The 26,704-nt window shown below is 33.2% G+C and carries 30 protein-coding genes; 10 read left to right on the top strand and 20 right to left on the bottom strand.

What is annotated here, in order from left to right:
* The first annotated feature begins 58 nt into the window (after positions 1–58).
* The gene (locus LF845_RS08145) at positions 59–334 is read left to right on the top strand and encodes an HU family DNA-binding protein (RefSeq protein ID WP_242820517.1); all 276 of its coding nucleotides are present in this window, start codon (positions 59–61) and stop codon (positions 332–334) included.
* Between the two features lie 38 nt (positions 335–372).
* Complete coding sequence (locus LF845_RS08150) at positions 373–924, top strand: helix-turn-helix domain-containing protein (protein ID WP_242820518.1); 552 nt, start codon at positions 373–375, stop codon at positions 922–924.
* A 2-nt stretch (positions 925–926) separates the two neighbouring features.
* Here the strand turns inward: LF845_RS08150 and LF845_RS08155 are convergent, their stop codons facing one another.
* The 8 genes from LF845_RS08155 to LF845_RS08190 all read right to left on the bottom strand — a co-directional run bounded on the left by LF845_RS08155 (position 927) and on the right by LF845_RS08190 (position 7,567).
* Positions 927–1,583, bottom strand: coding sequence for a J domain-containing protein (locus LF845_RS08155; protein ID WP_242820519.1), 657 nt, complete (start codon positions 1,581–1,583; stop codon positions 927–929).
* 164 nt (positions 1,584–1,747) lie between these two features.
* Positions 1,748–3,283 (bottom strand): long-chain-fatty-acid--CoA ligase, encoded by a 1,536-nt coding sequence (locus LF845_RS08160; RefSeq protein WP_242820520.1) that lies wholly within the window; start codon positions 3,281–3,283, stop codon positions 1,748–1,750.
* Complete coding sequence (locus LF845_RS08165; RefSeq protein WP_242820521.1) at positions 3,273–3,869, bottom strand: Maf family protein; 597 nt, start codon at positions 3,867–3,869, stop codon at positions 3,273–3,275. The genes LF845_RS08160 and LF845_RS08165 overlap by 11 nt, the downstream gene beginning before the upstream one ends.
* Positions 3,844–4,371 carry a Gx transporter family protein gene (locus LF845_RS08170; RefSeq protein WP_242820522.1) on the bottom strand — a complete coding sequence of 176 codons (528 nt, stop codon included), beginning with the start codon at positions 4,369–4,371 and terminating at the stop codon, positions 3,844–3,846. The genes LF845_RS08165 and LF845_RS08170 overlap by 26 nt, the downstream gene beginning before the upstream one ends.
* Positions 4,355–4,714: a NusG domain II-containing protein gene (locus tag LF845_RS08175; protein WP_242820523.1), complete on the bottom strand. Its 360-nt coding sequence runs from the start codon at positions 4,712–4,714 to the stop codon at positions 4,355–4,357. The genes LF845_RS08170 and LF845_RS08175 overlap by 17 nt, the downstream gene beginning before the upstream one ends.
* Entirely contained in the window at positions 4,701–5,636 is a 936-nt protein-coding gene (locus LF845_RS08180) for an FAD:protein FMN transferase (RefSeq protein ID WP_242820524.1), read from the bottom strand. Before LF845_RS08180 ends, LF845_RS08175 begins: the two co-directional genes overlap by 14 nt.
* On the bottom strand, positions 5,606–6,592 hold the full coding sequence (gene amrS / locus LF845_RS08185; RefSeq protein WP_242820525.1) for an AmmeMemoRadiSam system radical SAM enzyme: 987 nt from the start codon (positions 6,590–6,592) through the stop codon (positions 5,606–5,608). Before amrS ends, LF845_RS08180 begins: the two co-directional genes overlap by 31 nt.
* Positions 6,593–7,567, bottom strand: coding sequence for a polyprenyl synthetase family protein (locus LF845_RS08190; protein WP_242820526.1), 975 nt, complete (start codon positions 7,565–7,567; stop codon positions 6,593–6,595).
* Between the two features lie 112 nt (positions 7,568–7,679).
* Between LF845_RS08190 and LF845_RS08195 the strand changes: the two genes are divergently transcribed.
* Together LF845_RS08195 and LF845_RS08200 are read left to right on the top strand one after the other, a co-directional pair.
* The gene (locus LF845_RS08195; protein WP_242820527.1) at positions 7,680–8,363 is read left to right on the top strand and encodes a hypothetical protein; all 684 of its coding nucleotides are present in this window, start codon (positions 7,680–7,682) and stop codon (positions 8,361–8,363) included.
* Between the two features lie 14 nt (positions 8,364–8,377).
* Positions 8,378–8,755, top strand: coding sequence for a RidA family protein (locus LF845_RS08200; protein ID WP_242820528.1), 378 nt, complete (start codon positions 8,378–8,380; stop codon positions 8,753–8,755).
* A 116-nt stretch (positions 8,756–8,871) separates the two neighbouring features.
* On the opposite strand, the gene LF845_RS08205 is transcribed toward LF845_RS08200, so the two are convergent.
* Positions 8,872–10,476, bottom strand: coding sequence for a FapA family protein (locus LF845_RS08205; RefSeq protein WP_242820529.1), 1,605 nt, complete (start codon positions 10,474–10,476; stop codon positions 8,872–8,874).
* 120 nt (positions 10,477–10,596) lie between these two features.
* Between LF845_RS08205 and LF845_RS08210 the strand changes: the two genes are divergently transcribed.
* The 3 genes from LF845_RS08210 to LF845_RS08220 are packed head-to-tail and all read left to right on the top strand — an operon-like array spanning position 10,597 to position 16,345.
* Complete coding sequence (locus LF845_RS08210; protein ID WP_242820530.1) at positions 10,597–12,105, top strand: response regulator; 1,509 nt, start codon at positions 10,597–10,599, stop codon at positions 12,103–12,105.
* The gene (locus LF845_RS08215; RefSeq protein WP_242820531.1) at positions 12,093–14,000 is read left to right on the top strand and encodes a hybrid sensor histidine kinase/response regulator; all 1,908 of its coding nucleotides are present in this window, start codon (positions 12,093–12,095) and stop codon (positions 13,998–14,000) included. The genes LF845_RS08210 and LF845_RS08215 overlap by 13 nt, the downstream gene beginning before the upstream one ends.
* Complete coding sequence (locus LF845_RS08220; protein WP_242820532.1) at positions 13,997–16,345, top strand: ATP-binding protein; 2,349 nt, start codon at positions 13,997–13,999, stop codon at positions 16,343–16,345. Before LF845_RS08215 ends, LF845_RS08220 begins: the two co-directional genes overlap by 4 nt.
* 11 nt (positions 16,346–16,356) lie before the next feature.
* Here LF845_RS08220 and LF845_RS08225 read toward each other — a convergent pair whose 3' ends face one another.
* The 3 genes from LF845_RS08225 to LF845_RS08235 all read right to left on the bottom strand — a co-directional run bounded on the left by LF845_RS08225 (position 16,357) and on the right by LF845_RS08235 (position 19,099).
* Complete coding sequence (locus tag LF845_RS08225) at positions 16,357–16,695, bottom strand: hypothetical protein (protein ID WP_242820533.1); 339 nt, start codon at positions 16,693–16,695, stop codon at positions 16,357–16,359.
* 46 nt (positions 16,696–16,741) lie between these two features.
* Positions 16,742–18,079, bottom strand: a complete 1,338-nt coding sequence (locus LF845_RS08230) for an alanine/glycine:cation symporter family protein (protein ID WP_242820534.1) — start codon at positions 18,077–18,079, stop codon at positions 16,742–16,744.
* Positions 18,080–18,166: 87 nt separating this feature from the next.
* A complete protein-coding gene (locus LF845_RS08235) occupies positions 18,167–19,099 on the bottom strand; it encodes an ornithine cyclodeaminase family protein (RefSeq protein ID WP_242820535.1) in 933 nt (310 codons plus the stop codon).
* Between the two features lie 218 nt (positions 19,100–19,317).
* Here LF845_RS08235 and LF845_RS08240 point away from each other — a divergent pair, with 218 nt between their 5' ends.
* Positions 19,318–19,704: a class II SORL domain-containing protein gene (locus LF845_RS08240; RefSeq protein ID WP_242820536.1), complete on the top strand. Its 387-nt coding sequence runs from the start codon at positions 19,318–19,320 to the stop codon at positions 19,702–19,704.
* 27 nt (positions 19,705–19,731) lie between these two features.
* On the opposite strand, the gene LF845_RS08245 is transcribed toward LF845_RS08240, so the two are convergent.
* The 8 genes from LF845_RS08245 to LF845_RS08280 form a co-directional block, all read right to left on the bottom strand.
* Positions 19,732–20,475, bottom strand: a complete 744-nt coding sequence (locus LF845_RS08245) for an acyl-CoA dehydratase activase (RefSeq protein WP_242820537.1) — start codon at positions 20,473–20,475, stop codon at positions 19,732–19,734.
* A gap of 36 nt (positions 20,476–20,511) precedes the next feature.
* The gene (locus tag LF845_RS08250; protein WP_242820538.1) at positions 20,512–21,501 is read right to left on the bottom strand and encodes a 2-hydroxyacyl-CoA dehydratase family protein; all 990 of its coding nucleotides are present in this window, start codon (positions 21,499–21,501) and stop codon (positions 20,512–20,514) included.
* 3 nt (positions 21,502–21,504) lie between these two features.
* Positions 21,505–21,801 (bottom strand): hypothetical protein, encoded by a 297-nt coding sequence (locus tag LF845_RS08255; RefSeq protein ID WP_242820539.1) that lies wholly within the window; start codon positions 21,799–21,801, stop codon positions 21,505–21,507.
* A 12-nt stretch (positions 21,802–21,813) separates the two neighbouring features.
* Positions 21,814–23,247 (bottom strand): RtcB family protein, encoded by a 1,434-nt coding sequence (locus LF845_RS08260; protein ID WP_242820540.1) that lies wholly within the window; start codon positions 23,245–23,247, stop codon positions 21,814–21,816.
* On the bottom strand, positions 23,222–23,734 hold the full coding sequence (locus LF845_RS08265) for an EVE domain-containing protein (protein ID WP_242820541.1): 513 nt from the start codon (positions 23,732–23,734) through the stop codon (positions 23,222–23,224). The genes LF845_RS08260 and LF845_RS08265 overlap by 26 nt, the downstream gene beginning before the upstream one ends.
* A 63-nt stretch (positions 23,735–23,797) precedes the next feature.
* Positions 23,798–24,487, bottom strand: coding sequence for a PilZ domain-containing protein (locus tag LF845_RS08270; protein WP_242820542.1), 690 nt, complete (start codon positions 24,485–24,487; stop codon positions 23,798–23,800).
* Positions 24,488–24,489: 2 nt separating this feature from the next.
* Positions 24,490–24,810, bottom strand: coding sequence for a hypothetical protein (locus LF845_RS08275; protein WP_242820543.1), 321 nt, complete (start codon positions 24,808–24,810; stop codon positions 24,490–24,492).
* A gap of 2 nt (positions 24,811–24,812) precedes the next feature.
* Positions 24,813–25,865 carry a response regulator gene (locus LF845_RS08280; protein WP_242820544.1) on the bottom strand — a complete coding sequence of 351 codons (1,053 nt, stop codon included), beginning with the start codon at positions 25,863–25,865 and terminating at the stop codon, positions 24,813–24,815.
* Positions 25,866–25,925: 60 nt separating this feature from the next.
* On the opposite strand from LF845_RS08280, the gene LF845_RS08285 reads away from it, so the two are divergent.
* Positions 25,926–26,321 (top strand): hypothetical protein, encoded by a 396-nt coding sequence (locus tag LF845_RS08285; protein WP_242820545.1) that lies wholly within the window; start codon positions 25,926–25,928, stop codon positions 26,319–26,321.
* A gap of 32 nt (positions 26,322–26,353) precedes the next feature.
* Positions 26,354–26,704, top strand: a 351-nt coding sequence (locus LF845_RS08290; protein WP_242820546.1) for a hypothetical protein, incomplete at its 3' end; no start/stop codon positions are given.

Raw genomic sequence — 26,704 nt, forward strand, 5'->3', positions numbered from 1 at the left:
TGTTTGTAAACATAGGCTATACAGTAATGGCGGTTATTTTTAAATCTAGGAGGTATAGATGAATAAGAAAGAATTGATTGAAAAGGTAGCAGAGAAAGCTGGTACTGTAAAAAAGGCTGATATCGAAAGAGTATTAAAAGCTTTCGAAGAGTCAGTGGTTGAAGCTCTTAAAGGGGGAGACAAGGTTACATTGGTTGGCTTTGGTACTTTTTCCGTTTCTGAGAGAAAAGCAAGAAAAGGTAGAAACCCTCAAACTGGCGAAACAATTGAAATTCCAGCTAAAAAATCTCCAAAGTTTTTGCCAGGAAAACTTTTTAAAGACTCTTTAAACTAATAAAAAGATGAGCCCATACGGGCTCTTTTTTTTGCCATATGATTCAGAAAAATTTTCACATAAAGCTCAAATCACTAAGAAAATCTCAAGGGGTAAGCCTTTTACAGCTTGCCAATGCCATTGGGAAGACTAAAAGCTATATTTCCATGATTGAAAACAATAAAGCTACCCCTTCCATATCAACACTAAAACAGATTGCATCCTTTTTTGGCCTTACTTTGGCTGAATTTTTTGAAGATGAAGATAATAGGTTGCATATTAATAAAGAGGTTTTTAAATTAGCTGATGATGCGAGGCTTATTTACTCCAAAAAAGGGGAGTACAATCTTTATCTTCTCATTGACAACCCAAAACTAAAAATGAAAACCTACCTCGTAGAATTAATGCCAAATGGTGGATACGAGCAAGAATTAAAGCATGAGGGGGAAGAGCAAGGGTACATACTTGAAGGGAAGATTCAGCTGTCATTAGATGGTATAACTCATGAATTAGAAAAAGATGAGTATTTTTATTTTAACTCATCCAAAAAGCACAAAGTAAAAAACATAAGCAATAAAGTAGCCAAAATCTTCTGGGTTTACCTGCCCTAAAGTTAATCTTTATTTTTTCCAAAAATTGAAAACACTTTCCTTGCAAATCCGGGTTTTCCGTCAAGCTCTTCAAGAAGAGTATCAAGCTCACTATTTTTATAATTTAACATTTTAGCCTTTTTAAGATAATTTAAGGCTGCACTTTTCAGCTCAGCTTTATAATAAATTTTGCCAAGCAAAAAGAAATTTTCACCGTTGTAATCTTCAAGCTTAATCAGCTTCATACAATATTCTTTTGACTCATGAAGCCTTCTTGGTTTTTCCATAAGGCACTTTACTACATTGCGAAGATATCTCGGATTGGTCTCGTCTTTCCTGTATGCATTTAAAAAGCAATCAAGGGCATTATTTATATCCCCCTCTTTAAGGAAATTCACCCCCTTTGCATAGTAAGCTTTAGCAATATCATAATTACTCAAGTTTCTGTTTCTATTTTCTGTAATAGCTATCGTTTTACCATCATAAGAACTTTTTATAGTCTGATAAGCTTCATTAATCTCTTTAAACCTTTCCTGATAGTAAACTTTATCTGTATCACTTATGTTAAATTTACTGTCCGGGTGGAATCTTTTTGATAGCTCTATAAATCGTTTATGGACCTGCTCAAACGAAGCATCCCTTGTCAAACCCAAAGTATCATAGCACTCATTAATATCCATAGCACTCCACACATCTTTTTTTAATAAATATAAATACTTTGGGTATGTGACTTATTTAAAAAAAATTTTTACTTATGTCAAACTTTTTTTTAATCGCATATGACATGACTACAAAAGATTTAGCACCCAATATTAGGTGCTAAATTAGTAATATCATATAATTTTTATACATTCATACCTTTTGAAAGCACTTGCTCTTTTAGCTTTCTCTTTAACACTTTGCCCGTAGCAGTCAAAGGTAACTCATCAACAACATAGATATGTCTTGGCACCTTAAAATTTGCCAAATGCTCTTTTAGAAACTCTTTAATTGCAGCAGGGTCAAGTTTTGCTCCCTCTTTTGGTAAAAGATAAGCTACCGGGACTTCTCCGCTTGCCTTATCTGGAATACCTATAACAGCAGCAGCCTCAACCCCGTCAACGGTATATAACAATTCTTCTATCTCTCTCGGATAAAGGTTTATCCCTTTAACAATTATCAAATCTTTCTTTCTATCAACAATATAAATAAATCCATCTTCATCAAGCCTTGCCATATCCCCGGTAAAAAGCCATCCATTTTTAATTGTCATCTTTGTTACTTCAGGCAGGCCCCAATAACCTTTCATAACATTTGGACCTTTCACAATTAATTCCCCCACTGCACCTACTGGTAATTCTTCTTCGTTATCATCTACCACTTTCACTTCTACCCCAGGCAAAGCTGGCCCAACAGAATAAGCTCTCTGCTCCTCAAGGCGATTAACTGCCACTACAGGGGAAGCTTCAGATAACCCATACCCTTCAATTATCGGTCTTTTAAATTTACCCTCAAATTCTTTCAATATTTCCTCAGGAAGCGGTGCTCCACCACTTACATGTATCCTCACAGGGTATAAAAATTTTATAAACCAGCCTGGAAGCTTTGCTTTACTTAAAGCAGTATATACCTGCGGCACACCAAGAAAAAAGGTAGGACGTTTGAAAAGAAGGACATTTTTAAAGCTCTTCTTTTTAAGCTCCATTACTGACTTTAATATAATTATCGAACACCCAACATAAGTGGGAAGCATAATGCAAGTAGTAAATGCATATGAATGAAACATAGGTAAAAATAATAAAAATCTGTCATTATTTTTAATTTTGAAAGCTTTGTTGCAAGCATCTACATTTGACAATAGATTCATATGAGTAAGCATAGCCCCTTTGGGATTACCTGTTGTCCCTGAAGTATAGATTAAAATAGCGATATCTTCTAAATCCATCTCAGGCACTTCAAAATCAAGAGTCTGGCCTTCGGCAACTTTACTAAGATTAGTCAGATTGCCATCCTGAAAAGAAAATTTATTGACAAGTGAAGGCACATTTAATTCTTTTACTTCACTCCAAAAATTGTCTGAAGTAATCAAAAATTTTGCTTCACAGTTATTTAATATATAGCTTATCTCTTCATCTTTCAAAAATGTGTTTATTGGCACGGCAACAGCACCATTTAAAAATATAGCAAAAATTGAAAATATAAACTCCGGGGAATTTTCAAGAAGCACACCTACCCTATCACCTTTTTTCAAACCCTGCTCTTTCAAGGCGTTAGCATATTTTATTACCAAATCTCTTGTTTGAGAAAATTTATAAACCTTATCCTCAAAAAATATATATTTTTTTGACCCCTTTTTCTTAGCAATAGTCAAAAACATATCCGCTATACTTTTATAATTCATGAAATCCTCCATAAGGTCTTATTCCAAGCTTTCCAAATGTTTCAAGTAGCTTACCGGCAGGAAGCCCCACTACATTGTCATAATCACCATATATCTTTTCCACGAGCAAACTCCCCTTCCCTTGAATTCCGTAAGCGCCTGCTTTATCAAGGGGCTCTTCAGAATCGATATACCAATTGATTATTTCATCATTAAGCTTCTTAAAATATACTTCCGTCTTTTGATAAAACATTTCACATATTTTATGTTTTTTATTTACGACAGCCACACCGGTAATAACTTCATGCATTTTTCCACTTAAAAGTTTTAATATACGTTGAGCATCGTATGCATCTTTAGGCTTACCAATTATCTGGTTATCAAGATATACAATTGTATCAGCCCCCACAATAAAAGCCTCATCATAGATACTTGCAACCCTATACGCCTTCATAGCGGCAATTTTCATAACCTGCTCTTCAACATTAGTATTCTCGTCAAACTTTTCTTCTACCTCTGAAGTAACATATTGGAAATTTATACCTAACTTTGTAAAAATCTCCCGCCTCCTCGGGCTGCCGCTAGCCAGAATAATTTTCTGTAACATCATTCACCTTCATAATATTTTTTATTGTATATTCAACAATTATACCCGTTAAAATTCCGGTTATAAGACCAAGTAGTGAAAAATAAGGGATAATTTTATAAATATCAAGATATTTTATAAAAAAAACTTTAATTACAATAAGTTGAACAATAATATGAAAATATCCTCCTACTGCACCTATTGAAACAGCAGTAATCTTTTTTGAAAATATTTTATATATAATTAACATTATTACAGTAGAAATAATTGTAGATGGCATACTAACTATAATCTTTATAAAAAAGTTACCTGAAATAATAGGTAGCAAAAATGACTTTAATAAAGCTATGTATACAACATATTTTTTTTCATCAAAGATGAATATCCCTATCATAATGGGAATATTTGCAAGTCCAAGTCTTAAAAAGGGGATGGGACTTGGAATAAATATCTCCATAAATCCTAATACTATACACAAAGCTGTCAATATTCCGACAAGGGCACTTTTATTGTGAAATTGCATCAAATTTATTCTCAATACATTTTATTTCAAGAGCTACCTTATTTGGCAGACATACGGCAACCTCTTTACACCTCTCAATAAATTCTGTCTTTATGCAAATTTTATCCCGACAGTCAGATTCAACAAATCTTGCCTTTCCGTCTGTTATCTCAACAATAACATTTTTGCCGTAATCTTTTAAATCGATAAGCCCTTCCCTATTTTTAATTTCAATCTTTTTGTCATCTATATAAAGAAAAAAATGTTTCTCTCCGCTACTCTTGATATTTAAGATTATCATAGACAAAGAAATCAAAAGCAATACTGCGATAATAACAATGTCAAACGGCTTAATTAATTTCAAAATTTTCCCAACCGCAATATTTTAATAGTTTATTATCAAGTGTATAAATCATTACAGGAGTGTTTTCTTTGGCACATATACTTTTTATATCATTTTTTGAGAGAAGAAAAAATACGGTAGCAAGGCCATCAGCTTTTTCCACATTTTCAGCGATAACACTTATACTCTTATAATTGTTTGCATTTTCACCGCTTAAGGCATCAAATATGTGGATATATCGCTTACCATCCTTTTCAAAATAACGCTCATAATTTCCACTGGTAGCTACAGCCTTGTCACTCAAACCGATTACACTTAAAAATTTGCCTTCACCATCAGGGTGTTTGATTGCTATTTTCCATTTTTTCCCATTCTTGTTTCCTGATGCAAAAAGGTCACCACCTGCATTAAAAATAAAGTTGTTTACACCTTTCTGCTTAAGATACCCGCTTGCCTTATCCACAATATAGCCTTTGGCATAAGCACCCATATCTATCCTAATATCTTCACTTTTTATAATTTTGCCATCTTTGATTAAAAATCTATTTTTATGAACTTTTTCAAGTGACTCAGTTAAAGTACTTTCATTCGGCACTTTATATGGCCCTTCAGGAAACCCGTAAAGATAACCGATTGTGCCTACTGAAATATCAAACCTTCCTCCTGAAAGTGTTTTAAAATAATCGTTACGACTTAAAAGGTATTTTATATCATCATCATATTCTGCTGCACCTTTTTCATCTAAATTAAGGGTAAATTTATTTATTTTGCTCTCGAGCGATTCAAGATACCTTAATGCTTCATCCACCTCTTTACTTTTATCTGCATCAAAGGTCACCTCTACGATAGTGCCCATCCAAAAGCCGGTCTTTGATACAAATGTTTGATTACAGGCGGTAATTAACAATAGGGCTAAAGTTGAAAATACAATTTTTTTGAACATTTTTCGCAAAAATCCCTTTTATTTATAACTTCAGTGTAATAACCATCCCTTTTGATAAGCAAATTGCCGCAATCAGGACAATAGCTGTTACCATTATCACCTGCATTGACATTGCCCAAATAAACATAATTTAAATATATTTTTGCTTCTTTATAAAATTCTATCATCTTTTCAATACTTGTGGGAAGCTCAGTGCATTTATAAGTAGGAAAATACCTTGAAATATGAAGGGGTATATCAACACTTATATCTTTTAAAAATTTACACATACGCCTAAAATCATCTATATTATCATTTCTATTAGGTATCAAAAGGAAAGTAACTTCCGTATGGATATTATTTTCAAATAGAGTTTTTATTGTATTTTTGACTGTTTCAAGGTCCCCTTTGACCCATTTGTAAAACTCATCGGTAAACCCCTTCAAATCGATATTGGCAGCATCAATTACCTTAATAAGCTCTAACAGTGGCTCTTTATTTATATTGCCATTACTGACAACTACATTTTTCAAGCCATTATCTCTAAAAGCTTTTCCACAGTCTAACACATATTCAAACCATATTGTAGGCTCGTTATAAGTGTATGCAATCCCTATACTGTTATGTTTTTTCGCCAAATTTACCAAATCTGAAATTGACACTTCCTCTCTAAAAGTTTCCTGTGTGCTGATTGTATAATTTTGGCAAAATTCACATTTCAGATTGCAACCATTTGTACCAATGGATAAAATCTTAGAAGTAGGATAAAAGTGATACAGTGGTTTTTTCTCAATCGGGTCAATATTAACGGATGTAACTTCACCGTAGGATGTCTGATAAAGTCTGCCATCTATATTTTTTCTTATCAGGCATAACCCTGCCCCACCCTTTTTGATTTTACATCTATGGGGGCATAAATTACATCTTACAGCCCCATCTTCAGCAAGTGATTCAAAATAACTTGCCAGTTTTAACATTTACCTGTCTCTTTTTATGACATATTCGGCCAAAAATTCAAGGGCGTCCCTGTATTCATTTTTAGGAAATATATTTAAAAGCTCTTTTGATTTATTTACATAATCATCCACATACCTTTCCGAAGCGGTTTTGATATCATATTTTTTCATCAAGGAGATAATATATGTTAAATCTTCCTCGCTGGCATTTTCAGAGACTATAATATCCCTTAATCTCTGTTTTTCATTCTTGTCAGCCATATCTCTTAACAAAATAAGAGGTAAAGTCATCTTCCCTTCATTCAAATCAGTACCTGGTTTTTTACCTGTTTTTTCAGGGTCACCAAGATAATCAAGAATATCGTCACTCATCTGAAAGGCAAGCCCAACCACTTTGCCAAACTCAGCAAGATTTTTTACTTTTTCATCTTCCAAGCCACCTAAAATCCCACCAATCTCACAGCAAGCAGAAAACAGGACAGCTGTCTTACTAAAAATAATCTTTAAATAATCTTCTATTTTAAGGCTAAACTCTGCAGTTTTGACCAGCTGAAATACTTCCCCTTCACTCATTGTTTTAGCTGCATTTGCCAATATCATCTGCACCCTTGCATCTCCATCCTTTACAAGGTTTATAAAGGCTCTTGAATAAAGAAAATCACCGCAAAGCACGGTTATATCATTACCAAAAACATTATTTGCGCTTTTTCTGCCACGTCTGTATTTTGCCCCGTCAATAACATCATCATGAAGCAAAGTGGCAGTATGAATATACTCTACCACACCACTTAAAACTGTGGCTCTATCTCCGGAGTAACCACACAACTTTGAAGCTAACACCATAAACACAGGCCTTAACCTCTTGCCGCCACTTTCAAATACATAAGAGGCCACTTCATTAACCATCTCAACATCAGAATCAAGGTTTCTAATAAGCTCCTTTTCAACACTTTCCATTTCAGGCATAATCATCTGATAAACATAATTAATATCCATTATATTCTCACACCTCTTGTAAATTTAAATTTTGGGTATTGATAAATATATAAAACTGCCTATAATTTTTAGGCGAATATACATTAAGATTTTTTTTTAGTAAAGGATGTTTATGAATTTTACGAAAGCTGAAGAAAAATTTTTAACTTATCTCAAGATTTTTGACGGACTTAATATTCAGGGGAATAAAAATCTCACTGTTTGTGATATATCATTTAACGATTATTTGACAGCTGGTTATCTTAAAGAAAAAAAGGTTTTCGGTAGAATCTATAATGTGGCTTTTTCCAATATAAAAACTATTGACGGAATAATATCTGTCCCTGTGCAAGGGAATCTTGCTTTTACCATAAATAGGTTGAAATGCGACTTATTGATATCTATGGGCGGAACATACAAATTTCAGCCTTTATACGATGTAATACATTCGCTTCATAGATGTCTAAACCTCGCCGGCAGACTAATACTTGTAGTTTATCCCGATATTTATGACGAATATGGCAAAGATATCTTAAACGGTCTGAGTCAGATATCCCAAAATGCAGTAAAAGAAAAGTTAAACCGCTGGTTTGTGACATTAAAAAATTCATTGAGCAATATATTTGTAGATGTCAAAGAGGAAACTATAATGCAGGAAACTTCTCTTGAGGAGATAAAGGCGATTTTTGGAAATGACAATTACTTTAACCCCCTTTTCAAGGATAACGAATTTTTTGAATCATTTTTTAAACCGATAGAGACCGCAAATAAAAAATACACATTATCTTGGCGGGTAATCAGAGCCTTAAAAATTTAAAACGGAGGGAAAATATGGAATTTATAAACACAAAAAATGCACCTGCTGCAATAGGTCCATATTCTCAAGCTGTTAAGGTAAACAATATGCTTTTTGTTTCAGGTCAAATACCTATAAATCCTCAAACAGGTGAGCTTGTCTTAACAAACATAGAAGATGAAACAAAACTTGTGCTTAACAATCTAAAAAATATTATTGAGCATGCAGGATTCAGCTTAAACGAAGTTGCAAAGGTAACTGTCTTTATTAAAGATATGAATAACTTTGCCAAAATAAATGCTATCTATGAAGAATTTTTTGGCAGCCATAAACCTGCCCGCGCAGTTGTGGAAGTAGCAAGACTCCCCAAAGATGTTGATATCGAGGTTGAGGCTGTTTGCGTTAAAGATTAAATAATTTGAACTTAATAGACAATTCGCGACAACATGTTAAAGTTTAAATATTTGAATATTAAGCCTTTATCATTATTTACTACTTTTCTTACTGTTTACTAATTACATTTTACCAACTATTTTAAACTTACTACTTCCACTTCCTTTTTCTCCGGATTAAAAATAAATTTACCCGCCCTCACTAGCTTATTTAATTCTAAATAATATTCTCCAATTGCAGCTATCACGCCTGGCATTGCCTCTTTATGAAAAATTATCTCACTGTCAACCCCCTCTTTCAGCCTTGATTTTATTTCATCCATACTTTGATAAATGTGGTAAAGGTTTCTTCTAACTTTTTTCTTTTCCTCTATTAGCCTATTAACAACTTTCCTCTTTTCTTCATCCAGTGAGTCCATCCTCTGCTCAATGCTACCCAAAAAATTTAATATTTGTTGCAACGATTTTTCCAAATTATTCTTTTCCTCGGTAAGCTTTGAAAGCCTTGATACGTATTTTGCGGAAGCACCTACTACTATTTTTGTCTTTGTAAATGACGGTGAACCAAGGATATTTGCTTCCAAACCTTTTGTGGCATAGAATACACCGCCGTATATGTTACCAGGCTTACCAAGGCAGGTTATCTTACCGTCTGTGACCACCATGGAATCTCTAATAAGATTTTTAACAGCAATATCTTCATTTGCCACTACATCCGCAAACTGTATAAATGTAGCCTCAACAGACTTACCGGCTCTTACCTTGCACCTTTTAGCGTGGCTACTCCCTATAATCCCTTCCTTGACAATAATATTCCCTTTTGCATGCGCTTCACCTGATATCGTATTGGCAATAATATTTTCACCCGACTTTACGGTAAAACCTGCCTGAAGCTCCCCTGTAATAATAACAGAGCCGGGGAACTCAATATTACCCGTTTTGTAATCAACATTCCCTCTTACAAAATATACGTTTGATACTTCAAGCTCTACCACATTCCCAATAAACTTATACCCCAAAAGGCCGTCAATAGTGCTGTAAAATATATTATTTTTTTTTAGTACATTTTCATTGAGCTTTACTATAATATCCTCGCCGTCTTTTGCCTCTAATATCTCTCCGGTGACTAAAAAGCCTGACTTCCCCTTTGTAGGTGGGTTATAATATGCGACAGGCGAGTCCTTCTTCACAATTCCAAGCTTATTTTTCTTAATATTTTTATAATCTATCCTATCAAGCGACTCTTCGACGAAAAAATCTTCCTGCTGCTCATCCGATTTAAGCAGCACTTCCGCATTATAACCGTTAACAGCAGGCTTACCTTCAGCCACCAAAAATGTAGATTCAATTTTTTTACTCTCTGAATTGACAAGGTGCACAAGGAGGTCAATCTTATCCTCCATAATCCCTTTTTTTACACCATTTTCATTTAAAAGCTCTAAAATATAATCTCTGTCAATTTTTTTGGGCTTTGGAGGGACTAAAATATAAGCCTTCATCTTGTTTTTTGTAATCATTACCTCAAAATCATCTAAAAAAACTTCTTCAAAAAGTTTTCCTGACTTTCCGATATTTGAAGATTTTAGAGAAAATTCAAGGAGATATTTTTTATCCCCCTCACCGTCTGATGAAATAAGCTTATATTCAAGCTCAGAAAAATCCTTATTAAAATATTTTTTAGCCTTTTCAAACCCTTCATTTATGCTTTTAGCATATATTCTGGTCTTTGTAAGCTCTCCCAATTAAGCACTCCCGAATGCATTTAATAATAAATTATAGCACAATAACAAGTAATTTCTCATTGAAGTTTAATTATATATAAATTATAATTTAAAAATCAACACTTAAAAAGAGGTTAGCCTATGTGTAACAAAAATATAGAGAAAAAATACAAAATAATTTTTGAAAATGCCGGAATACCAATCTACACTATCTCAAAAGATGGTAAGATATTAGAAGCTAACAAGGCTGCAGCCGAGCTTTTTGAAACTGACCTTAATAATCTAATCGGCAAAAAAATCGAGGACTTTTATTTCAATATAGATGATAGAAAAGTATTTCTTGAAGCCCTTCAAAAAAATAAAAAGCTCAAAAATTACCATATTAAATTTAAGACGGCAAAAAATAAGATTATCGATGTCCTTGCAAATGTCGAAATGTGGGATGATGAAGACAGTGAAATATTGCACCAAGGCACGTTAGTCAATATTACCGATTTAATAGGGCTTACCAACAAACTAAAAAACCTTGAGCTTATGAAATACAATGCTCAACTAATAAGAAATCTAATCTCTGACATGAAAGATAAACTGACTGAGCTTTTGGTGATAAATGACTTGTTGCAAATGACTCATAATGGCAATGCATATCTCATCAAAAGCGAATCATTGCTTGAAAATATGTCAAAATTGATAGGCAAATATGAAAATCTTTTTCCTGACGATAATATTACAAGGGAGAAGATAGACCTTGCAAATTTTCTTCTTGAGCACAAAAAACTTTTCAAAGAGATTTTCTCTGAAAGCCTCAACATTACCTTAGTATTAAATACTGAAAATGCAACAATAATGAGTGACTATACTCAAATACTTCAAATATTTACAAGTATATTGCAAAACAGTGCCGAAGCGATAATGGCCAAAGGTGAAGAGAAAGGGAAGATAGAAATTATATTGAATGAAAAAGATATCAAAGGTCACACATATTTATCTGACGGCAAATATATAGAAATAATTATCAAAGACAACGGAATAGGTATTAAGGAGGATAATTTACAAAATATATTTTCCGTAGAATATACCGCAAAAGCCGGCAAGGGGAAAGGCCTTAGTCTGCCTGTTATCCTTTCTATCATAAATGCGTTAAACGGGGACATAAAGATTGAAAGTATTTACGGAGTGGGTACTACCGTGACAATACTTCTGCCCGTTTTAAATAACGAAGAAGAAAACGAACATTTTGACGAATTGGAGCTTTTTGATGAGTTAGATAGTAACAAAACCGTTTTTTTTGTGGATGATGATGACATAATAAGAGAAGCATTTGCAGCTAATCTTGAAAAAAGAGGATTTAATCTAATTCAGTCAAACAATCCGCAAGATGCCCTTGAAAAATTAAAAGAGTATTTCCCGTTAATCGATATAGCAGTAATAGATATCAGGATGCCCGGTATGACAGGGGGAAAGCTTTATGAAACTATAAAGGAAAAATATGGGCACTTACCTGTAATTTTTATCTCAGGTTATGAAGATGATGATGAAATTATGAGTATAAAAAGCAATTATACATTTCTAAAAAAACCTTTCTCAACAGATGATTTAGTGGCAGAAATCAATAAAAATCTTAAGGTAGATAACAGATGGATGAAATAATTGAAAATAAAATTCTCGAAATAGTGCTTAATTCAAGTCAAAAAGGGATTTGTATACTTGACACGTATAAAAATGTTATTTTGGCAAATGATCCTGCATTAGACATCTTAGGCTATAATGATAAATCTGAGCTTTTGGGGAAAGACTTTCATTTTCTTGTACATAAAAGCTTGGAAACTGAAGATGAATGTATTGTATGTAAATCTCAAATAGATGGTAAAATCTATAGAAACCTATGCACAAAATATCTAAAAAAAGATGGCAATACCATATTAGCTCAAATTCAGGTTTATCCTTTTAAAATAAACAATGACTCAAAATACTGGACAATGCTTGTATTTGAGGAAATTACAGACAGCAATCTTGCAATATTAAACTTCCCCTTTATCGTGAAAATGATTGAGCAGTCAAAAACAGGCTTTGTAATAACCGACTTAGACGGTAATATTGAGTATATCAATGATGGATATTGTGAAATAACAGGCTATGAAAAGTCTGAATTACTCGGTCAAAATCCACGAATATTAAAAAGTGGTAAGCTAAACAGAGAATTTTACAAAAAGCTGAGGGACACAATTACTTCCGGAAATACATTTGCTGATACGTTAATAAACAAAAAAAAGAATGGAGAGATTTATTATGAAGATGGGATAATATTCCCTTTAAAAGATGATAATAATCAAACTATCAAATATGCAGCAATTAAAATAGATATTACGAAAGAAAAACAGCTTGAAGAAACACTCTTTAAAATGCAAAAACTTGAAACTGTAGGACAGCTTGCCGCAGGGGTAGCCCACGACTTCAATAATATTTTGACAGGGTTTAATGCTTATCTTGAAGTATTACAATACCAAATACAAAATGAAAATAGCTCACATATATTGGACAAATTAAAAGAGTTATCCGATAAAGCTGCCACACTTGTATCTCACCTGCTGGGCTACAGCAGACAGCAAATTATAATCCCTGAGATTCAAAGATTTAGCTCTCTAATAAATGATAACTTAAAGATGATTAGAAGGGTTATCCCTGAAAATATCAATCTGACTTTCGAAATACTTTCACATGACGAATGTATGATAAACATAGATAAAACACAATTTAATCAGATAATTATGAATCTTATAATAAACTCAAGGGATGCCCTTGAGGTAGTTGAGAAGGAAAACAAAACAATAAAAATTACGCTTGATAATGTTGATGGGGCAACATATTCTCACCTAAGTTATGTAAAGGATGGCAATTATATGAAGTTATCGGTTGAGGATAACGGCATAGGAATAAAAAAAGAACATCTTCTCAAAGTATTTGAGCCTTTTTTTACCACAAAGGATGTGGGAAAAGGGACTGGTTTGGGGCTTGCAAGTGTTTACGGGATAGTCAAGCAAAATGGCGGTTACATTTTTGCCGACAGCGTAGAAGGGGAATACACGAGAATAGATATACTTTGGCCCTGTGCCAAAAATGAAGATAAAGCCAAAAAACAGATTGAAACAACAAAAAGCCCATCAATGCACGATTTAGCAGGCAGTGAAAGTATACTTATTGCAGAAGATGAAGAAGGGCTTCTTACTCTACTTGTAAACTTTTTTGAGAGTAACGGTTATAAAGTATTTAAAGCTACTAATGGAAAAGAGGGGCTTGAAATCATAAAAAATAACAAAATCGATGCTGTCATTACCGACTACGATATGCCCGAATTAAACGGAGACAAAATGATTTTAGAGGCACTTAAAATAAATAAAAACTTAAAATGTATCATCACTACGGGGTATAAGATAAAAGATGAATTTAAGCGTCTGCAGTCATTATGTGAAATAGAATTTATGGACAAACCTTATAGGCCAACTCAAATGCTAAAAACAATACGGAATATGTTAGATAAAAAATGAAAAATAAGCTAATAATATTTTCATTAATCTTTTTTATTATTTCAATCAACTCATTTGCCGAAAAGTTAAAGGTAGGCTTTTGGGATAATAACCCTTTGTCATATTTTGAAAATAGTGAATATAAAGGTTTTCAAGTAGACATTTTTAAATATATAGCAGAAAAAAATAATATCGATTATGAATTTGTCTATGGCAGTTGGAGTGAGCTTTATTCGGATATTTCAAAGGGGAAAATAGATATATTTTTTCCTATTGGTTACGCTGAATATAGACTTCAATACATGGACTTTTCAAAATTTCCAGTTTTTGAAAATTGGGGGCAAGTTGTTGCTCGAAAAGACATTAAAATTAGCTCACTTTATGACCTTGAAGGCAAAACCATAGCTGTCCAATTTAATGATATATTTTTGGTAGCTAACGACGGTCTTGCCTCAATTCTTGAAGGACTTAACATAACTCCTAAATACTATTTTGTAGATAATTATAATGAATCAATAGATGCCGTCTTAAATAAAGGTGTTGACTTGGCACTCATAGCAAGAAGCTATACTTTCTCATTACTTAACACTGAATTATATTTAACTAATATAATAGTAAAACCTATAAATACTCACTTTGCTTACAGAAAAGGGTTAAATAAGGCAGTCACAGAAAAAATAGATAATGAGCTTAATAATCTTCTTTCTGATGAAAACTCTTACTATTATAAAAGATTAAAATATTTTTCAGAAGGGTATTTTCTTCACAATCCAATCATTACCTTTTTAGTAAGAAATTATATAAAGATTATTATCTTATTCCTTTCATTTGTTGTTATAGCATCATTAATAATCTTTATTTTCAACTACAAACTTGCCAAGGCAACAGCACAGCTAAAAAATGAACGGAAAAAGCTAATAAAAATATTAAACAACTTAAATGAGCCTATAATGATGTTTAACAACAATTTTCAGGTAGAATTTTTTAATAAAGCTGCAAAAAATACTTTTGATAATTTAGATTTTGGTAAAACAATTTATGACTGGACATACCCTATGCAAGATAACAATAAAAAAAGTATAAATTTTGAAGATTTGTTACATTTAGAAAAGCTTGCAGATTATTACTTCATTAAAAACACACTTAGAGGTGAAATAATAGCTGAAATTTCTATAACAAAAATTCAAAATGAAGATAATAACGATTTTGATTACGTAATAATGATTAATGATATTACGTCAACTATGAAGAATATTCAAATTCAATCAAAAATAGACAAGCTTGAAACAGTAGGCAAGATTGCTGCAGGTATTGCTCACGATTTTAACAATTACCTCGGAGCAATATCAAATTATGTCTTGGCTATAAAGGCTAAAGACAACTTTAAAGAAGAATTACCTAAAATCGAAAATCTTATCCAAAAAAGCAGACATTTGACAAAGCAACTCCTCACATTTGCAAAGGGGAGTAGCCTTGAAATTAAAAATGTTGATATTTGCAAAATTGTAAAGGATGCTGCAGAGTTTGCACTTAAAGGGAGTAGTATAACTTTAAATTTTAATAGTAAAGGTAGTGAAGAGTTAGAATTTTGCGCTGAAGTAGATGACAATTTTATCACTCAGGTAATAACAAATATTGTTATCAATGCCAAACAAGCAATGAATGATAATGGAGAAATTGATATCTCAATAGATACAGCTAATTTTGAAAAAGATAACAAGTTTAATTTACCCGAAGGAGATTATGTAAAAATATCTATCAGAGATTTTGGGCCGGGGATACCTGACAGTATAGCAAAAGAAGTTTTTGAGCCTTTTTTTACTACCAAAACGACAGGTAACGGTTTAGGGCTTGCTACAGCATATTCAATTATAAAGCAGCACAATGGACATATCACTTTTAAAAATCTTGACAAAGGGTGTGTCTTTGAAATCTATCTGCCTAAGACTGAATGCACTGTAAACAATATTGTCAAACCTGACAACGTATTACAGCCCGAGAAGATTAATATTTTATACATGGATGATGAAGATGATTTGCGCGACTCATTTAAAACAATGCTTGAGCTATTTGACTGCAAGGTTACAGTTACAAAAAATGGAGAAGAGACGTTAAAAGAGGTTGAAAATAAAAATTTTGATATAATTGTCCTTGATTTAACCATAAAAGGTGGGCTTAGCGGAGAAGATACCATTAAAGCGCTTAGAGACAAAGGAATTGATTCTGTATTTGTAGTATCTTCAGGATATTCAGACAGTGAAATAATAACAAATTACAAGGAATTTGGCTTTGATTTCTATCTTCCAAAACCCTTCTCGATGGAAAATTTAAAACAGATGTTAAGTCAGTTAAAATCTAAAAAGTAAAGACATCACACCTACTTGTTATTTACCCTTTTACTTCTCCTTATCAAAAACATAGAGTAAACGACTAAGCATATTACAGCAAAAAGAATCACTGAAAACCTGAAATACGGGATTGAATACGCTATTCTATATTTAATTACCAAATAAGCAGTCTTTACCCACTCAACTGTGGCAAATAGTAAAAAAAACTGAATTATATAGTATGTTATATTATGTTTGAAAAAGTATAAAAAAGGCAAAATGACAAAAATTGTTACGAAAATATATTCACCACCTCTAAGAAAATGTGCAGCAGTCAAAAGTGATGATAACAGCAAAAAAGTAAATGCTAAACTAAACCTAAGCTTCACAACAAACCCCTTATCTTAAATGTAAAAATAGGGCGAAAAAATCGCCCTATTTTATGTTATTTATATTCTCTTTAGTCAATTTTCTAAGTAAAAGGGATAAACCCAAAAGGCCTATAAGGTTTGGAATTGCCATCATCCCATTAAATAGGTCTGAAATATCCCAAACAAAAGCTGTTTTTCTAAATGAGCCAAAAAATACAGTAAATAAGAAAATTAATTTATAAACAAGTGCAAATTTACCGCCGGTTAAATATTTCATACACTGCTCACCGTAATAAGACCAACCAAGTATTGTAGAGTATGCAAAAAATATCAATGAAATCGCTAAAAACCAATCACCCATACTACCATACATACTACTAAAGGCAAGCGCAGTCAGCTCTGTACTACTTTTGCCCGATTCCCACGCACCGGTAGAAACGATTACAAGTGCTGTCATAGAGCAAATAATAATTGTATCAAAAAAGACACCTGTCATAGCGATAAGCCCTTGCTTTACGGCACTGTCAGTCTTAGCTGCAGCATGTGCAATAGGAGCACTACCAAGACCGGCTTCATTTGAAAATACGCCTCTTGCCACACCAAACCTGATAGCATCTCTTACCATTGAGCCGGCAAAGCCACCGGTAGCAGCAGCAGGAGAAAATGCAAGACTTATAATTAATTTAAATGCCATAACCACTTCTGCAAAATTAGCAATAATTAAAATAAGTGAAATTGTGACATAAAAAACTGCCATAAAAGGTACAAGCTTTTCTGTAACCTTTCCAATCCTTTTGATACCGCCGATAATTACAAGTGCAGTAATAACTACCAAAAATATCCCTACAACCATTTTAGGAAGACCAAAAGCATTATTAACGGCCTGAGCAACGGAGTGACTCTGAGCCATACTACCTATCCCAAAAGAAGCAAAAATACCAAAAATTGCAAACAGCACACCAAGCCATTTTTGTTTTAATCCTTCAGAAATGTAATACATTGGGCCGCCTATCGTTGACCCGTCACTTAACTGCTTTCTAAAATGTACAGAAAGAACAGCCTCAGCATACTTTGTAGCCATACCAAAAAATGCCGTAACCCACATCCAAAATACAGCGCCGGGGCCACCTGATGCAATAGCTGTTGCAACACCTGCAATATTTCCTGTCCCCACAGTTGCTGACAATGCGGTAGTAAGTGCCTGAAAAGGCGTGATTTCCCCTTTTTCCCCTGTACTTTTGTTAGATTTAAGGATTAGTGACAATGCCTTAGGTAATTTAAAAATTTGAATAAAACCAAGTGATATTGAAAGCCAAACACCTGTGCCAAGAAGAAGGACAAGCATTACAGGCCCCCAAACATATCCATCAAGAGTCAAAATAATATTATGCAACTGCTCCATCTTTCACCTCTTTGTCTTTTAAAAGAGCGAAGAATATAGCATAATTAAAAAATTATTCAAGTTAAAATATAGAATTATACAGTTTATTTAAGGCTTATTTATAAAATAGTTAGCTGTATACAAATCAAAAGCAGCACTACCTACAGACTTGAATATAGTTTTTGTATTATTAAATTTAACCCCTGTTTCACTAATAATTTTACCTAATTCTCGGATATTTTCTTTTTTAACTTTGCCTCTTTTAATAGGAATAGTTAAATCACCGCTTTCAATAAGTGCAGACTTACTGTCGATAAATACATTAAAATTTGCATAAATAATTTCATCAATTTCCTGCATATACGGCCTGAATGAGCCTATAGCGTTTATATGAACATCATTTTTAAATTTATTTAAATCGGCTAAAAATAAAGGTTTGTGACTATTAGTAGCAGCAATGATTATATCACTTTCGTAAAGATTTTCCTCTGACTTATACAGGCTAATATCTGCGTCTGTAAACTTTTTAATTTTTTCTATGAAATTTTCTGTTTTTGGTTTATTTCTGCCACAAATATATATTTTTTTTATATCTCTTACAGATTGTGCCGCTAAAATTTGAGTTTCAGCCTGAGCACCCGTCCCAAAAACAGTCATAGTTTCCGCTTTTTTTGAAGAAAGCATATCGACGGCTGCTCCACCTATTGCCCCTGTCCTCATAGCAGTAAGTGTAGCCCCGTCAAAAAATGCCTGAGGCATCCCTGTATTAGAATCTGCAATCATTACAAATCCATTTATACTTGGCAGGTTAATCTTCAAATTTTCAGGGCAAACACCTACATATTTAAAAGCTACCTTCTTCAGTTTTTCACTTAATACCGGCATAAATAAAAATACGGATTCACCTGACTCAATATGCTCTCTCAAAGGGACAATTATCTCATTTAATGCCAAATTAGACATAGCTTTTTTCATCTCACCAATAAGTTCCTTATAATCAATTAAGGACAGCATATCGTTAGAAGAGTAAAATTTATACATGGCAAACCTCATAAAATTTTATTCAGCTTACAGCAATTTTTAAAACCACAAAAGACATATTTTCAAAAATGTTTAAAAATATCAAGTCAATCATTACTAACAAATAATAAATATCCCATAAAAATATTGACTTTTACTTATAACCATTCTAAATTAAAAATCGGCAAAAAAATAAAAAGTATGTTATAATAAAATATACTATCAATTAGGAGGTTGCTATGGCAATTAGTGAATTTGTAAAAAGTGCTGATTTTAAAAATGAAAAACATGTACCAGTTATTGAGTGTCCAAGTGGACTTAAAAAAGGTGAATTTTGTGATGTAGTTGTGACTGTCGGTAAGGATATTCCTCACCCAAACACTACAGAGCATTTTATTAATTGGATTGCTCTATATTTCAAACCTGCCGAAGGTAATGTTTATAATCTTGGTAGAGCTGAATTTCTTGCTCACGGCGAATCTGCTAAAGGTGCAAATCAAGGGCCTGCATACACTAACCCTGTAGCTTGCTTTAAAGTAAAGTTAGATGAGCCGGGTAAACTTGTTGCTGTTAGTTACTGCAACATTCATGGTCTTTGGGAAAGTGAAGTAGAAGTAAAATTCTAATATATAAGCCGGGGTTACCCGGCTTTTTTAATAATTAAGACAGCCTATGCATCCGTTAAACTGACAATTTTCAAGAGGCTCAATAGGTTGACCTATCTCTTTTTCTAAAAAATATCTTATTGAATAAATACTGCCTACTCCGCCTGAAATAAAATATCTATCAGATTTTAACCTTTTTACAAGTGGGGTTATCCTTTTTGCAACTGACTCACACACACCTGCAGCTATCTCTTTAAAATCGACACCTTCAGCAATTTTGCCGATTATCTCGCTCTCACTGAATATTGCACAGGTAGAATTTAATTTTACAGGATTTTCCACACTATTTGCAATGTCAGATAAATCCATTTTTAAGATATTTGCTGCATTTTCCAAAAATCTTCCGGTGCTTGCGGCACATTTATCATTCATTATAAAATCTTCTATAAACCCGTCAACGACCTTAATGACCTTACTATCTTGCCCGCCTAAGTCGATTAAAGTAAAATTATCACAGCCGGTCTGCACTTTTGCACCTTTAAAATGAGCCTTAATTTCAGAAATAATTTCAGCATTGGCAAAGGATAAAATATTTCTTCCATAGCCGGTAGCAACCACACGCCCCGGTTTATCATCCAAAAAATCAAGATTTATCTTTATATTTTCCCCTTCCCTTTTTACAAAATCCCTATAAAACGTAACTGTATCAAAAAGCTTAAACTCTAAATAATCCCCTTTTTTCAAACCAACTTTAACAAATCTACTGCCTAAATCTATACCTACATCAACCATTCTTACCTCAAAAAAATATATACTTAATTAAATAATTCAGACCTTTTTCTCACTGAGCATTTCTATAAATGATTCCAATCTGATTTTTGTCCGGGCATCAATATTTCCCGGGTCATTCCCTTCGATTGTTATTACCGGGACATCAAGACTTTTTTTGATAATGACATCCTGAATCTGCCTATAACAAAATGACTGCACATAATGTATGATACCGTCAATTTTTCTATCAGCTATTTGAGCTTTTATATCTTCTACCCTTTTAAAAATGTCATAAGGATAAGTGTAATCAATATATCTCTGTATGAAGTCATCTGAAACAGATGGGATAGAAAACTGTCTTTGAACTTCATTAAATACTACTGCTACCCCTTTACTTTCAACAAATTGGTAAATATCATCAAAAATTGTTGGCACACCTATAAATCCAAGCCTTATATTTCTCTCCGTCACACTTCTTGCTTCAGCTTCCCCTATAAAATCATCCAACTCTTTTTCATACCTTTCAAAATCACCATTAAAGTCAGTAGAAGTCACAAGCCATAGATGGTTTTCAAAACCGCTAACCTTCCCCTGCACAGTCAATTTGTCAAGATATCTTAATTTTTTTCTAATAAGATCAATTCTGTCTTTATATTTTAATACCTCTTCAAAATCCACATCTAAAGATTTACAAAGATTTAAGATTTCATTTTTAAGATATTCGTAAGCGTTATCTATGCCAAAAGGATAGCCAAAAGGGTGCACTTTTACCCCTGCATTTTCAAAAAGCTCCATTAATGCATGAGTGTTACTGCAATCCCCTTGAGTAACAGCAATAACTTCTTCAACAGAGTTTTTCATCACGGCGGTATAAATCCCCTTTATCCAGTTACATGTATTGCGAGGCAGACCGTCATCCTCCGCATACTCAAGAAATTTATACGGAGATTCAGAAGTTATAAAAATATTATTTAAATCTACAGGGATATTTTTAGAGGCAAAAACTATTTCTACCGGTATTGTGGTGGTAAATCCGATTTTTTTCATATCTTAGTTAAGGCTAAACTCAATATACCTTTTAATTTCGTTATGAAGCCCTTTTCGATTTTTAAAGATGATTGTGTTATTTTCAAAATGCTTATCTATCTCATTCATATCAACGATATGCACAATCCTTGCATCCTGAAGCTCAACCTCATAGACTTTTGAAAACTCGTTATACTTTTTAACCTTACCTTTTAAATTAAGATTTTGCTTTATGATATTAATATCTATTTTACTGCCCGTTACATTAAATTTAATATCATCCCAACGCATGTTACTGAAAATTATCATCCATCTTTCCATATTATATCCTTTTCACCCTTTAATTACGCATAATGGTTTAAGCTTTGCAATTTTATTAGCAATATTAAGCTTGTCAACCACATCTACCACTTCTAAGACATCTTTGTAAGCATCCGGCATCTCTTCCATGAGAGATTTTTTACCTCTCCCTTTAGCATACACGCCAACATCAAGAAGCTCTTTAGCAATATTTCGATTTGAAGCCCTTTTTATGGCAGCATTTCTGCTCAAAACCCTTCCTGCACCGTGGCAGGCAGAGTTAAAGCTTAAATCAGCCGCATTTTCACCGCCGCAAAGCACAAAAGAATACCTTCCCATATCACCGGGAATTATCACAGGCTGACCGGTATCCTTATATTTTTCAGGAAGCTCATCATCCCCTTTAAAAAGTGCCCTTGTGGCCCCTTTTCTATGAACAAGGAGTAATTTTTCTTTTTTATCAATTTTATACTTTTCAAACTTTACAATATTATGTGCCACATCATAAATCAGTCTCGGCTTCAGCTTTTCATCGCTTAATCCCAAAAATGAAGCAATAGCTGATATGGCAAGATGCTGCAGCACCTGCCTGTTAGCCCATGCAAAATTTGCTGCACACTTTAAGGCTGATATATAGTTTTCCCCCTCTTCACTTTCGATAGGAGCACAAGCAAGCTGGATGTCTTTAACCTCTATACCATACTTTTTCACTGCTTTTTCAAAGATTTTCAAATAATCACTGCAAATCTGATGTCCAAGCCCTCTTGAGCCGGAGTGAATCATTAAGGTCAGCTTCCCTTTTGACAGCCCCCACCTGTTTGCAATATCCTGATTAAAAATTTCATCAACTTTTCCAATTTCCAAGAAATGATTACCGCTTCCAAGGGTTCCTACCTGATCATACCCTCTTTCTAATGCCCTACCGCTAATCAGCTCAGGATTTGCTCCAGTCAATAGGCCGCCTGACTCAGTAGAATACAAATCTTCCTCACTTGCAAATCCATTTTTATAAGCCCACTTTGAGCCATTTGTCATAACATATTCAAGCTCTTTTTTGCTAAGTTTAAATTTACCCCCCTCACCTACTCCGCAAGGTATCTCTTTAAATAGCTTATTTGCAAGGTTATCAAGCCCTTTAACTTTATCTGCTTCGATATCAAAAACAATCAGCCTTACACCGCAATTTATATCAAAGCCTACACCGCCCGGTGTAACTACGCCACCTTTTACATCAGTTGCCACGACACCGCCAATAGGTAATCCATAACCGTAATGTATATCAGGCATTGCAATAGATGCCTTCACAATACCGGGGAGATAAGCGGCATTTTTTACCTGAGAGAGTGATTCATCTTTTAATATATCTTCAATCATGCTGTCCGAAGCATAAATTCTGCCGGGGACAAACATCTTATCCTCTTTTGGGATTTCAAAGATATATTCAGATACTTTTTTTAACTTTGTCATATTCCTCAAAAACTTTATCTAATGACAAACCTGCCATCATAACAATCTCTTCAAATTCAAAATCTTGCACAGGCTGTATGGACAACCTCATCCCTTTTTTTACCAAAAGCATCTCGCTGAGTTTGTCATTCTCTTTGATAGATGAAAGTGTCACAGGTTTAGGAAAATCCATTAAATATTTTACATCAACAAGAAACCATCTTGGTTTATCTTTACTGCTTTTAGGGTCATAATATTTAGATTTTTCATCAAATTGTGTAAAATCAGGATAAGCTTCACTTACAATCATTCCAAGTCCGACGACAGCAGGTGTGGGACAATTTGAATGATAAAATAGGACGATATCGCCAATTTCCATATCATTTTTCATAAAGTTTCTTGCCTGATAATTTCTTACACCATCCCAAGGCGTAGTCTGATTAACAGCATTTTTTAAATCCTCAAAAGAGAAAGAATTAGGCTCAGACTTCATTAACCAATATTTCATAGGTGAGAAATATAATATTAATTTCAATTAAATCAATTAAAATTTAACTAAACAAGCAGATGCTTATATTTTAGACTTAACCATAGCTATCTCTTCGATAAAATCAGCGATAACTTTTATATCACTACTTTTTGCTATTAAAAATTGAATACCGCATCTGTTTTGCATGCGCCACATAACCTCACCGATAATTGGAGAAATTTTAGAAAGCCTGAAAACAGTTACATTATTTTTATCATCAGGCTGTCTGACATATATATCATTTTCAAAGGCTATTTCTATGTTATCATGCACATCAGGCATAATATCTTCAAAATTTCCTTCAAATTCAAGGCAACAACCTTTTGTACTGATGTTGACTATTTTCGCAGAATGATAATCTTCCCAATCCCCATCGATACCTATATCGGAAATCATCAATACTTTAGCCTTCAGCATAATATTTACACGAGGCTGAGTCCTCTTTTCAAAAATACTTTCCCTTTCTATTATTGGTTGATATTTAACCCTTTTATGGTTTTTGTAACCAGGATTGTATCTACATTTGATATTTTCACATTTTGTGCACTGCAGTATAAAATTTGTCTCTTTTTTTAAGTCAATGTGAGTTACCCTGTAAAATCTCTCAGCAGTAACATAAAGCAGCTCAGAATTACCTGTCCTTTTCTCTTCCAGCCAAAAGCCATAAAGCGTCTTGCCTGCAGGTAAAACGTATACACTGCAACCAAACGTGTTATAGTCTCCTAAATTCATACCTAAAAAGTTATTACCTGATAGCCATTTTTAATAAGGTTAGAAATATAGTCGCCCACATAAATAACATTGGCACCTTTTTTCTCAAGCTTATCCGTTATACCAAACTCATTTGATACGAATTTGCAATAAGCGGTGTTTTCTTTGTCATCAATAAGACTAAAAAGCTCATCATCCTCAAGAAGTAGCTTTTCACTATCTCCAAATACTACAAACTTTACATCATCAAGCCAACCGTGTTTTTTTGCATTAAGCCCATAAATTATCCCCGGCTTTAATTTCTCTTTTTCGCCTGAAGCCAGCCAAATCAATACTTTTGACATTTTTACCCCCTTTTAAAACATTGCTCGGACAAAATCTTTAAAAATTCCAATTTTGATAAATCAACGGTGTTTTCAAATGCTGAATCTATAATAAAAGTGTTATCAAAAAGATAGTATGAAGCATTGTCCATAAAAGTAAGCAAAGTCTTTACTTCATTATTTTCCAAATCAACATAATTAGAGCCAAACTTTACCTGTTTGCAAAATACATTTACAAAACGCATAAGGCTCTCTTTTTTAACAAGCTTTTTAAAAATTTCTTCATCATAATCAAACTTAGCCACATACTCCAGAGCAATAAAAAGAGAAGAGGCGAAAACAAAAGCACTTATAAATATTTTTTCATCTTCTTCCACTTCCTGAAAATATGAAAATAACCCGAGCATCATCCCTATAAATTTATATTTAACCAAATCGCTGTATTTTGAATCACAATCACATATAGGACAATTTAAAAAAACAAGGGAAGCAAGCACAAATGCCCTGACCTCTAAAGAGTCTTCGACAGAATTTAACTTGTATGCATTGTTAACATCACAAAGCAATTCATTAATCTTACTCTTTATATCTGAACCGATATAGTCTGTCTCCCCATCAACGCCCAAAGAAATTAAATCTCTAAAAGGTTTACATTTTAGATTGATACATTGACTGACTTTCACAAATTGTAAAAAACGATTATTTTCAGATACATGCTGAAAATATTTTGTAAGTCTTTTCTTTATGTTTTCAAAATCATCTTTTACTACAAAATCGCTTGCACCGGATTTTAGGCAATCAAGAACAATATCTTTTTCAGACATCCCTGTTAACATCACTACAGGAAGCTCTGAATAGTAACGCTGACTTTTTAAATCCTTTAAAAATGCCACTCCGCTTTTCCCAGGCATCTTTACATCCAAAAGGATAAGATCGACTACTTCATTCTCCAATAACTCTTCTGCGTCAGATGCATTTTCCGCCTCGAAGAAAAGCACATCAGCGACATCATTAAAGACATCCAAAAGCTGCGCTCTAACAAATTCGGAATCATCTATAATTAAAATCCTCTTCATATGCTCTCCGCAAAATAATAAAAATGTTTAATTTTTATACTGTTTATGCTAATATATTATATGGAATATATTTTTTTGACAACAGAAATTCATACCTTTTGTATAGATTTATTAAAAGTTGAATCTGTTATTGAGGAAAATAGTCTAAAAAAATTCCCCATGCTAGAAAAACCGCTAATTTCTTTTTATTACCACAATAACTTAATCGCTCCCGTTTATGACTTAGGTATGCTTTTTGATGAACCGATAAGTAATATTAAAATATTAACTGCTTTGAAAAACGAGCAAAAGACTATTCTTTTGTCAGGGAGTAAAATTGACATTATCCATGAAAAAAATATAACATTTGAAAAATGTGAAAAAGCTTCTGATTTTGACTTTATAGAAAAAAATATCATCGCAAAATTTAATAACAATATGGCTTATATACTAAATGACAATATATTTAACCTGTAATCTAAAAAATTATAGTACAAACGGAGGAAAAAATGATTTCTAACTTAAAAAAAATTAAGACAGTTTATCTTCTTGTCTCGCTGATTGTCTCTATCGTTTCTATCTTTCTTTATAATAGCTTTACAAACACCTACCGGTTAAACAACGCGCTTAAAGTCGGAAATCACCTAAATGATGCAATCGATAATATAAAAAACCAAAACCACTCACTTATCAAAGAGGTATTAAATAATAAAAATTCAAATATCAAGCTTCCTCAGAAAAGTGTATTTACCTTGTATTATTTAAATAAAGACGGGAATTTTTTGCCAAAACAGTCTACTGCCACAGATATACCTGAGATAATACTTTATACATCCGATACATTCCAAAAGTTAGTAGAA

This window comes from Deferrivibrio essentukiensis, assembly GCF_020480685.1.
Taxonomy (GTDB): Bacteria; Chrysiogenota; Deferribacteres; order Deferribacterales; family Deferrivibrionaceae; genus Deferrivibrio; species Deferrivibrio essentukiensis.

Coding starts and splice junctions, on each gene's coding strand:
- LF845_RS08275 (WP_242820543.1), bottom strand. CDS start 24,810: ATGTCAAAAGTATTGATTTGGCTGGCTTCAGGCGAAAAAGAGAAATTA.
- LF845_RS08285 (WP_242820545.1), top strand. CDS start 25,926: ATGGAATATATTTTTTTGACAACAGAAATTCATACCTTTTGTATAGAT.
- LF845_RS08260 (WP_242820540.1), bottom strand. CDS start 23,247: ATGACAAAGTTAAAAAAAGTATCTGAATATATCTTTGAAATCCCAAAA.
- LF845_RS08195 (WP_242820527.1), top strand. CDS start 7,680: ATGAATTTTACGAAAGCTGAAGAAAAATTTTTAACTTATCTCAAGATT.
- LF845_RS08220 (WP_242820532.1), top strand. CDS start 13,997: ATGAAAAATAAGCTAATAATATTTTCATTAATCTTTTTTATTATTTCA.
- LF845_RS08155 (WP_242820519.1), bottom strand. CDS start 1,583: ATGGATATTAATGAGTGCTATGATACTTTGGGTTTGACAAGGGATGCT.
- LF845_RS08250 (WP_242820538.1), bottom strand. CDS start 21,501: ATGAAAAAAATCGGATTTACCACCACAATACCGGTAGAAATAGTTTTT.
- LF845_RS08165 (WP_242820521.1), bottom strand. CDS start 3,869: ATGTTACAGAAAATTATTCTGGCTAGCGGCAGCCCGAGGAGGCGGGAG.
- LF845_RS08265 (WP_242820541.1), bottom strand. CDS start 23,734: ATGAAATATTGGTTAATGAAGTCTGAGCCTAATTCTTTCTCTTTTGAG.
- amrS (WP_242820525.1), bottom strand. CDS start 6,592: ATGTTAAAACTGGCAAGTTATTTTGAATCACTTGCTGAAGATGGGGCT.
- LF845_RS08240 (WP_242820536.1), top strand. CDS start 19,318: ATGGCAATTAGTGAATTTGTAAAAAGTGCTGATTTTAAAAATGAAAAA.
- LF845_RS08160 (WP_242820520.1), bottom strand. CDS start 3,283: ATGAATTATAAAAGTATAGCGGATATGTTTTTGACTATTGCTAAGAAA.
- LF845_RS08170 (WP_242820522.1), bottom strand. CDS start 4,371: ATGCAATTTCACAATAAAAGTGCCCTTGTCGGAATATTGACAGCTTTG.
- LF845_RS08145 (WP_242820517.1), top strand. CDS start 59: ATGAATAAGAAAGAATTGATTGAAAAGGTAGCAGAGAAAGCTGGTACT.
- LF845_RS08150 (WP_242820518.1), top strand. CDS start 373: ATGATTCAGAAAAATTTTCACATAAAGCTCAAATCACTAAGAAAATCT.
- LF845_RS08280 (WP_242820544.1), bottom strand. CDS start 25,865: ATGAAGAGGATTTTAATTATAGATGATTCCGAATTTGTTAGAGCGCAG.
- LF845_RS08230 (WP_242820534.1), bottom strand. CDS start 18,079: ATGGAGCAGTTGCATAATATTATTTTGACTCTTGATGGATATGTTTGG.
- LF845_RS08190 (WP_242820526.1), bottom strand. CDS start 7,567: ATGGATATTAATTATGTTTATCAGATGATTATGCCTGAAATGGAAAGT.
- LF845_RS08270 (WP_242820542.1), bottom strand. CDS start 24,487: ATGAATTTAGGAGACTATAACACGTTTGGTTGCAGTGTATACGTTTTA.
- LF845_RS08235 (WP_242820535.1), bottom strand. CDS start 19,099: ATGTATAAATTTTACTCTTCTAACGATATGCTGTCCTTAATTGATTAT.
- LF845_RS08245 (WP_242820537.1), bottom strand. CDS start 20,475: ATGGTTGATGTAGGTATAGATTTAGGCAGTAGATTTGTTAAAGTTGGT.
- LF845_RS08200 (WP_242820528.1), top strand. CDS start 8,378: ATGGAATTTATAAACACAAAAAATGCACCTGCTGCAATAGGTCCATAT.
- LF845_RS08210 (WP_242820530.1), top strand. CDS start 10,597: ATGTGTAACAAAAATATAGAGAAAAAATACAAAATAATTTTTGAAAAT.
- LF845_RS08215 (WP_242820531.1), top strand. CDS start 12,093: ATGGATGAAATAATTGAAAATAAAATTCTCGAAATAGTGCTTAATTCA.
- LF845_RS08255 (WP_242820539.1), bottom strand. CDS start 21,801: ATGGAAAGATGGATGATAATTTTCAGTAACATGCGTTGGGATGATATT.
- LF845_RS08180 (WP_242820524.1), bottom strand. CDS start 5,636: ATGTTCAAAAAAATTGTATTTTCAACTTTAGCCCTATTGTTAATTACC.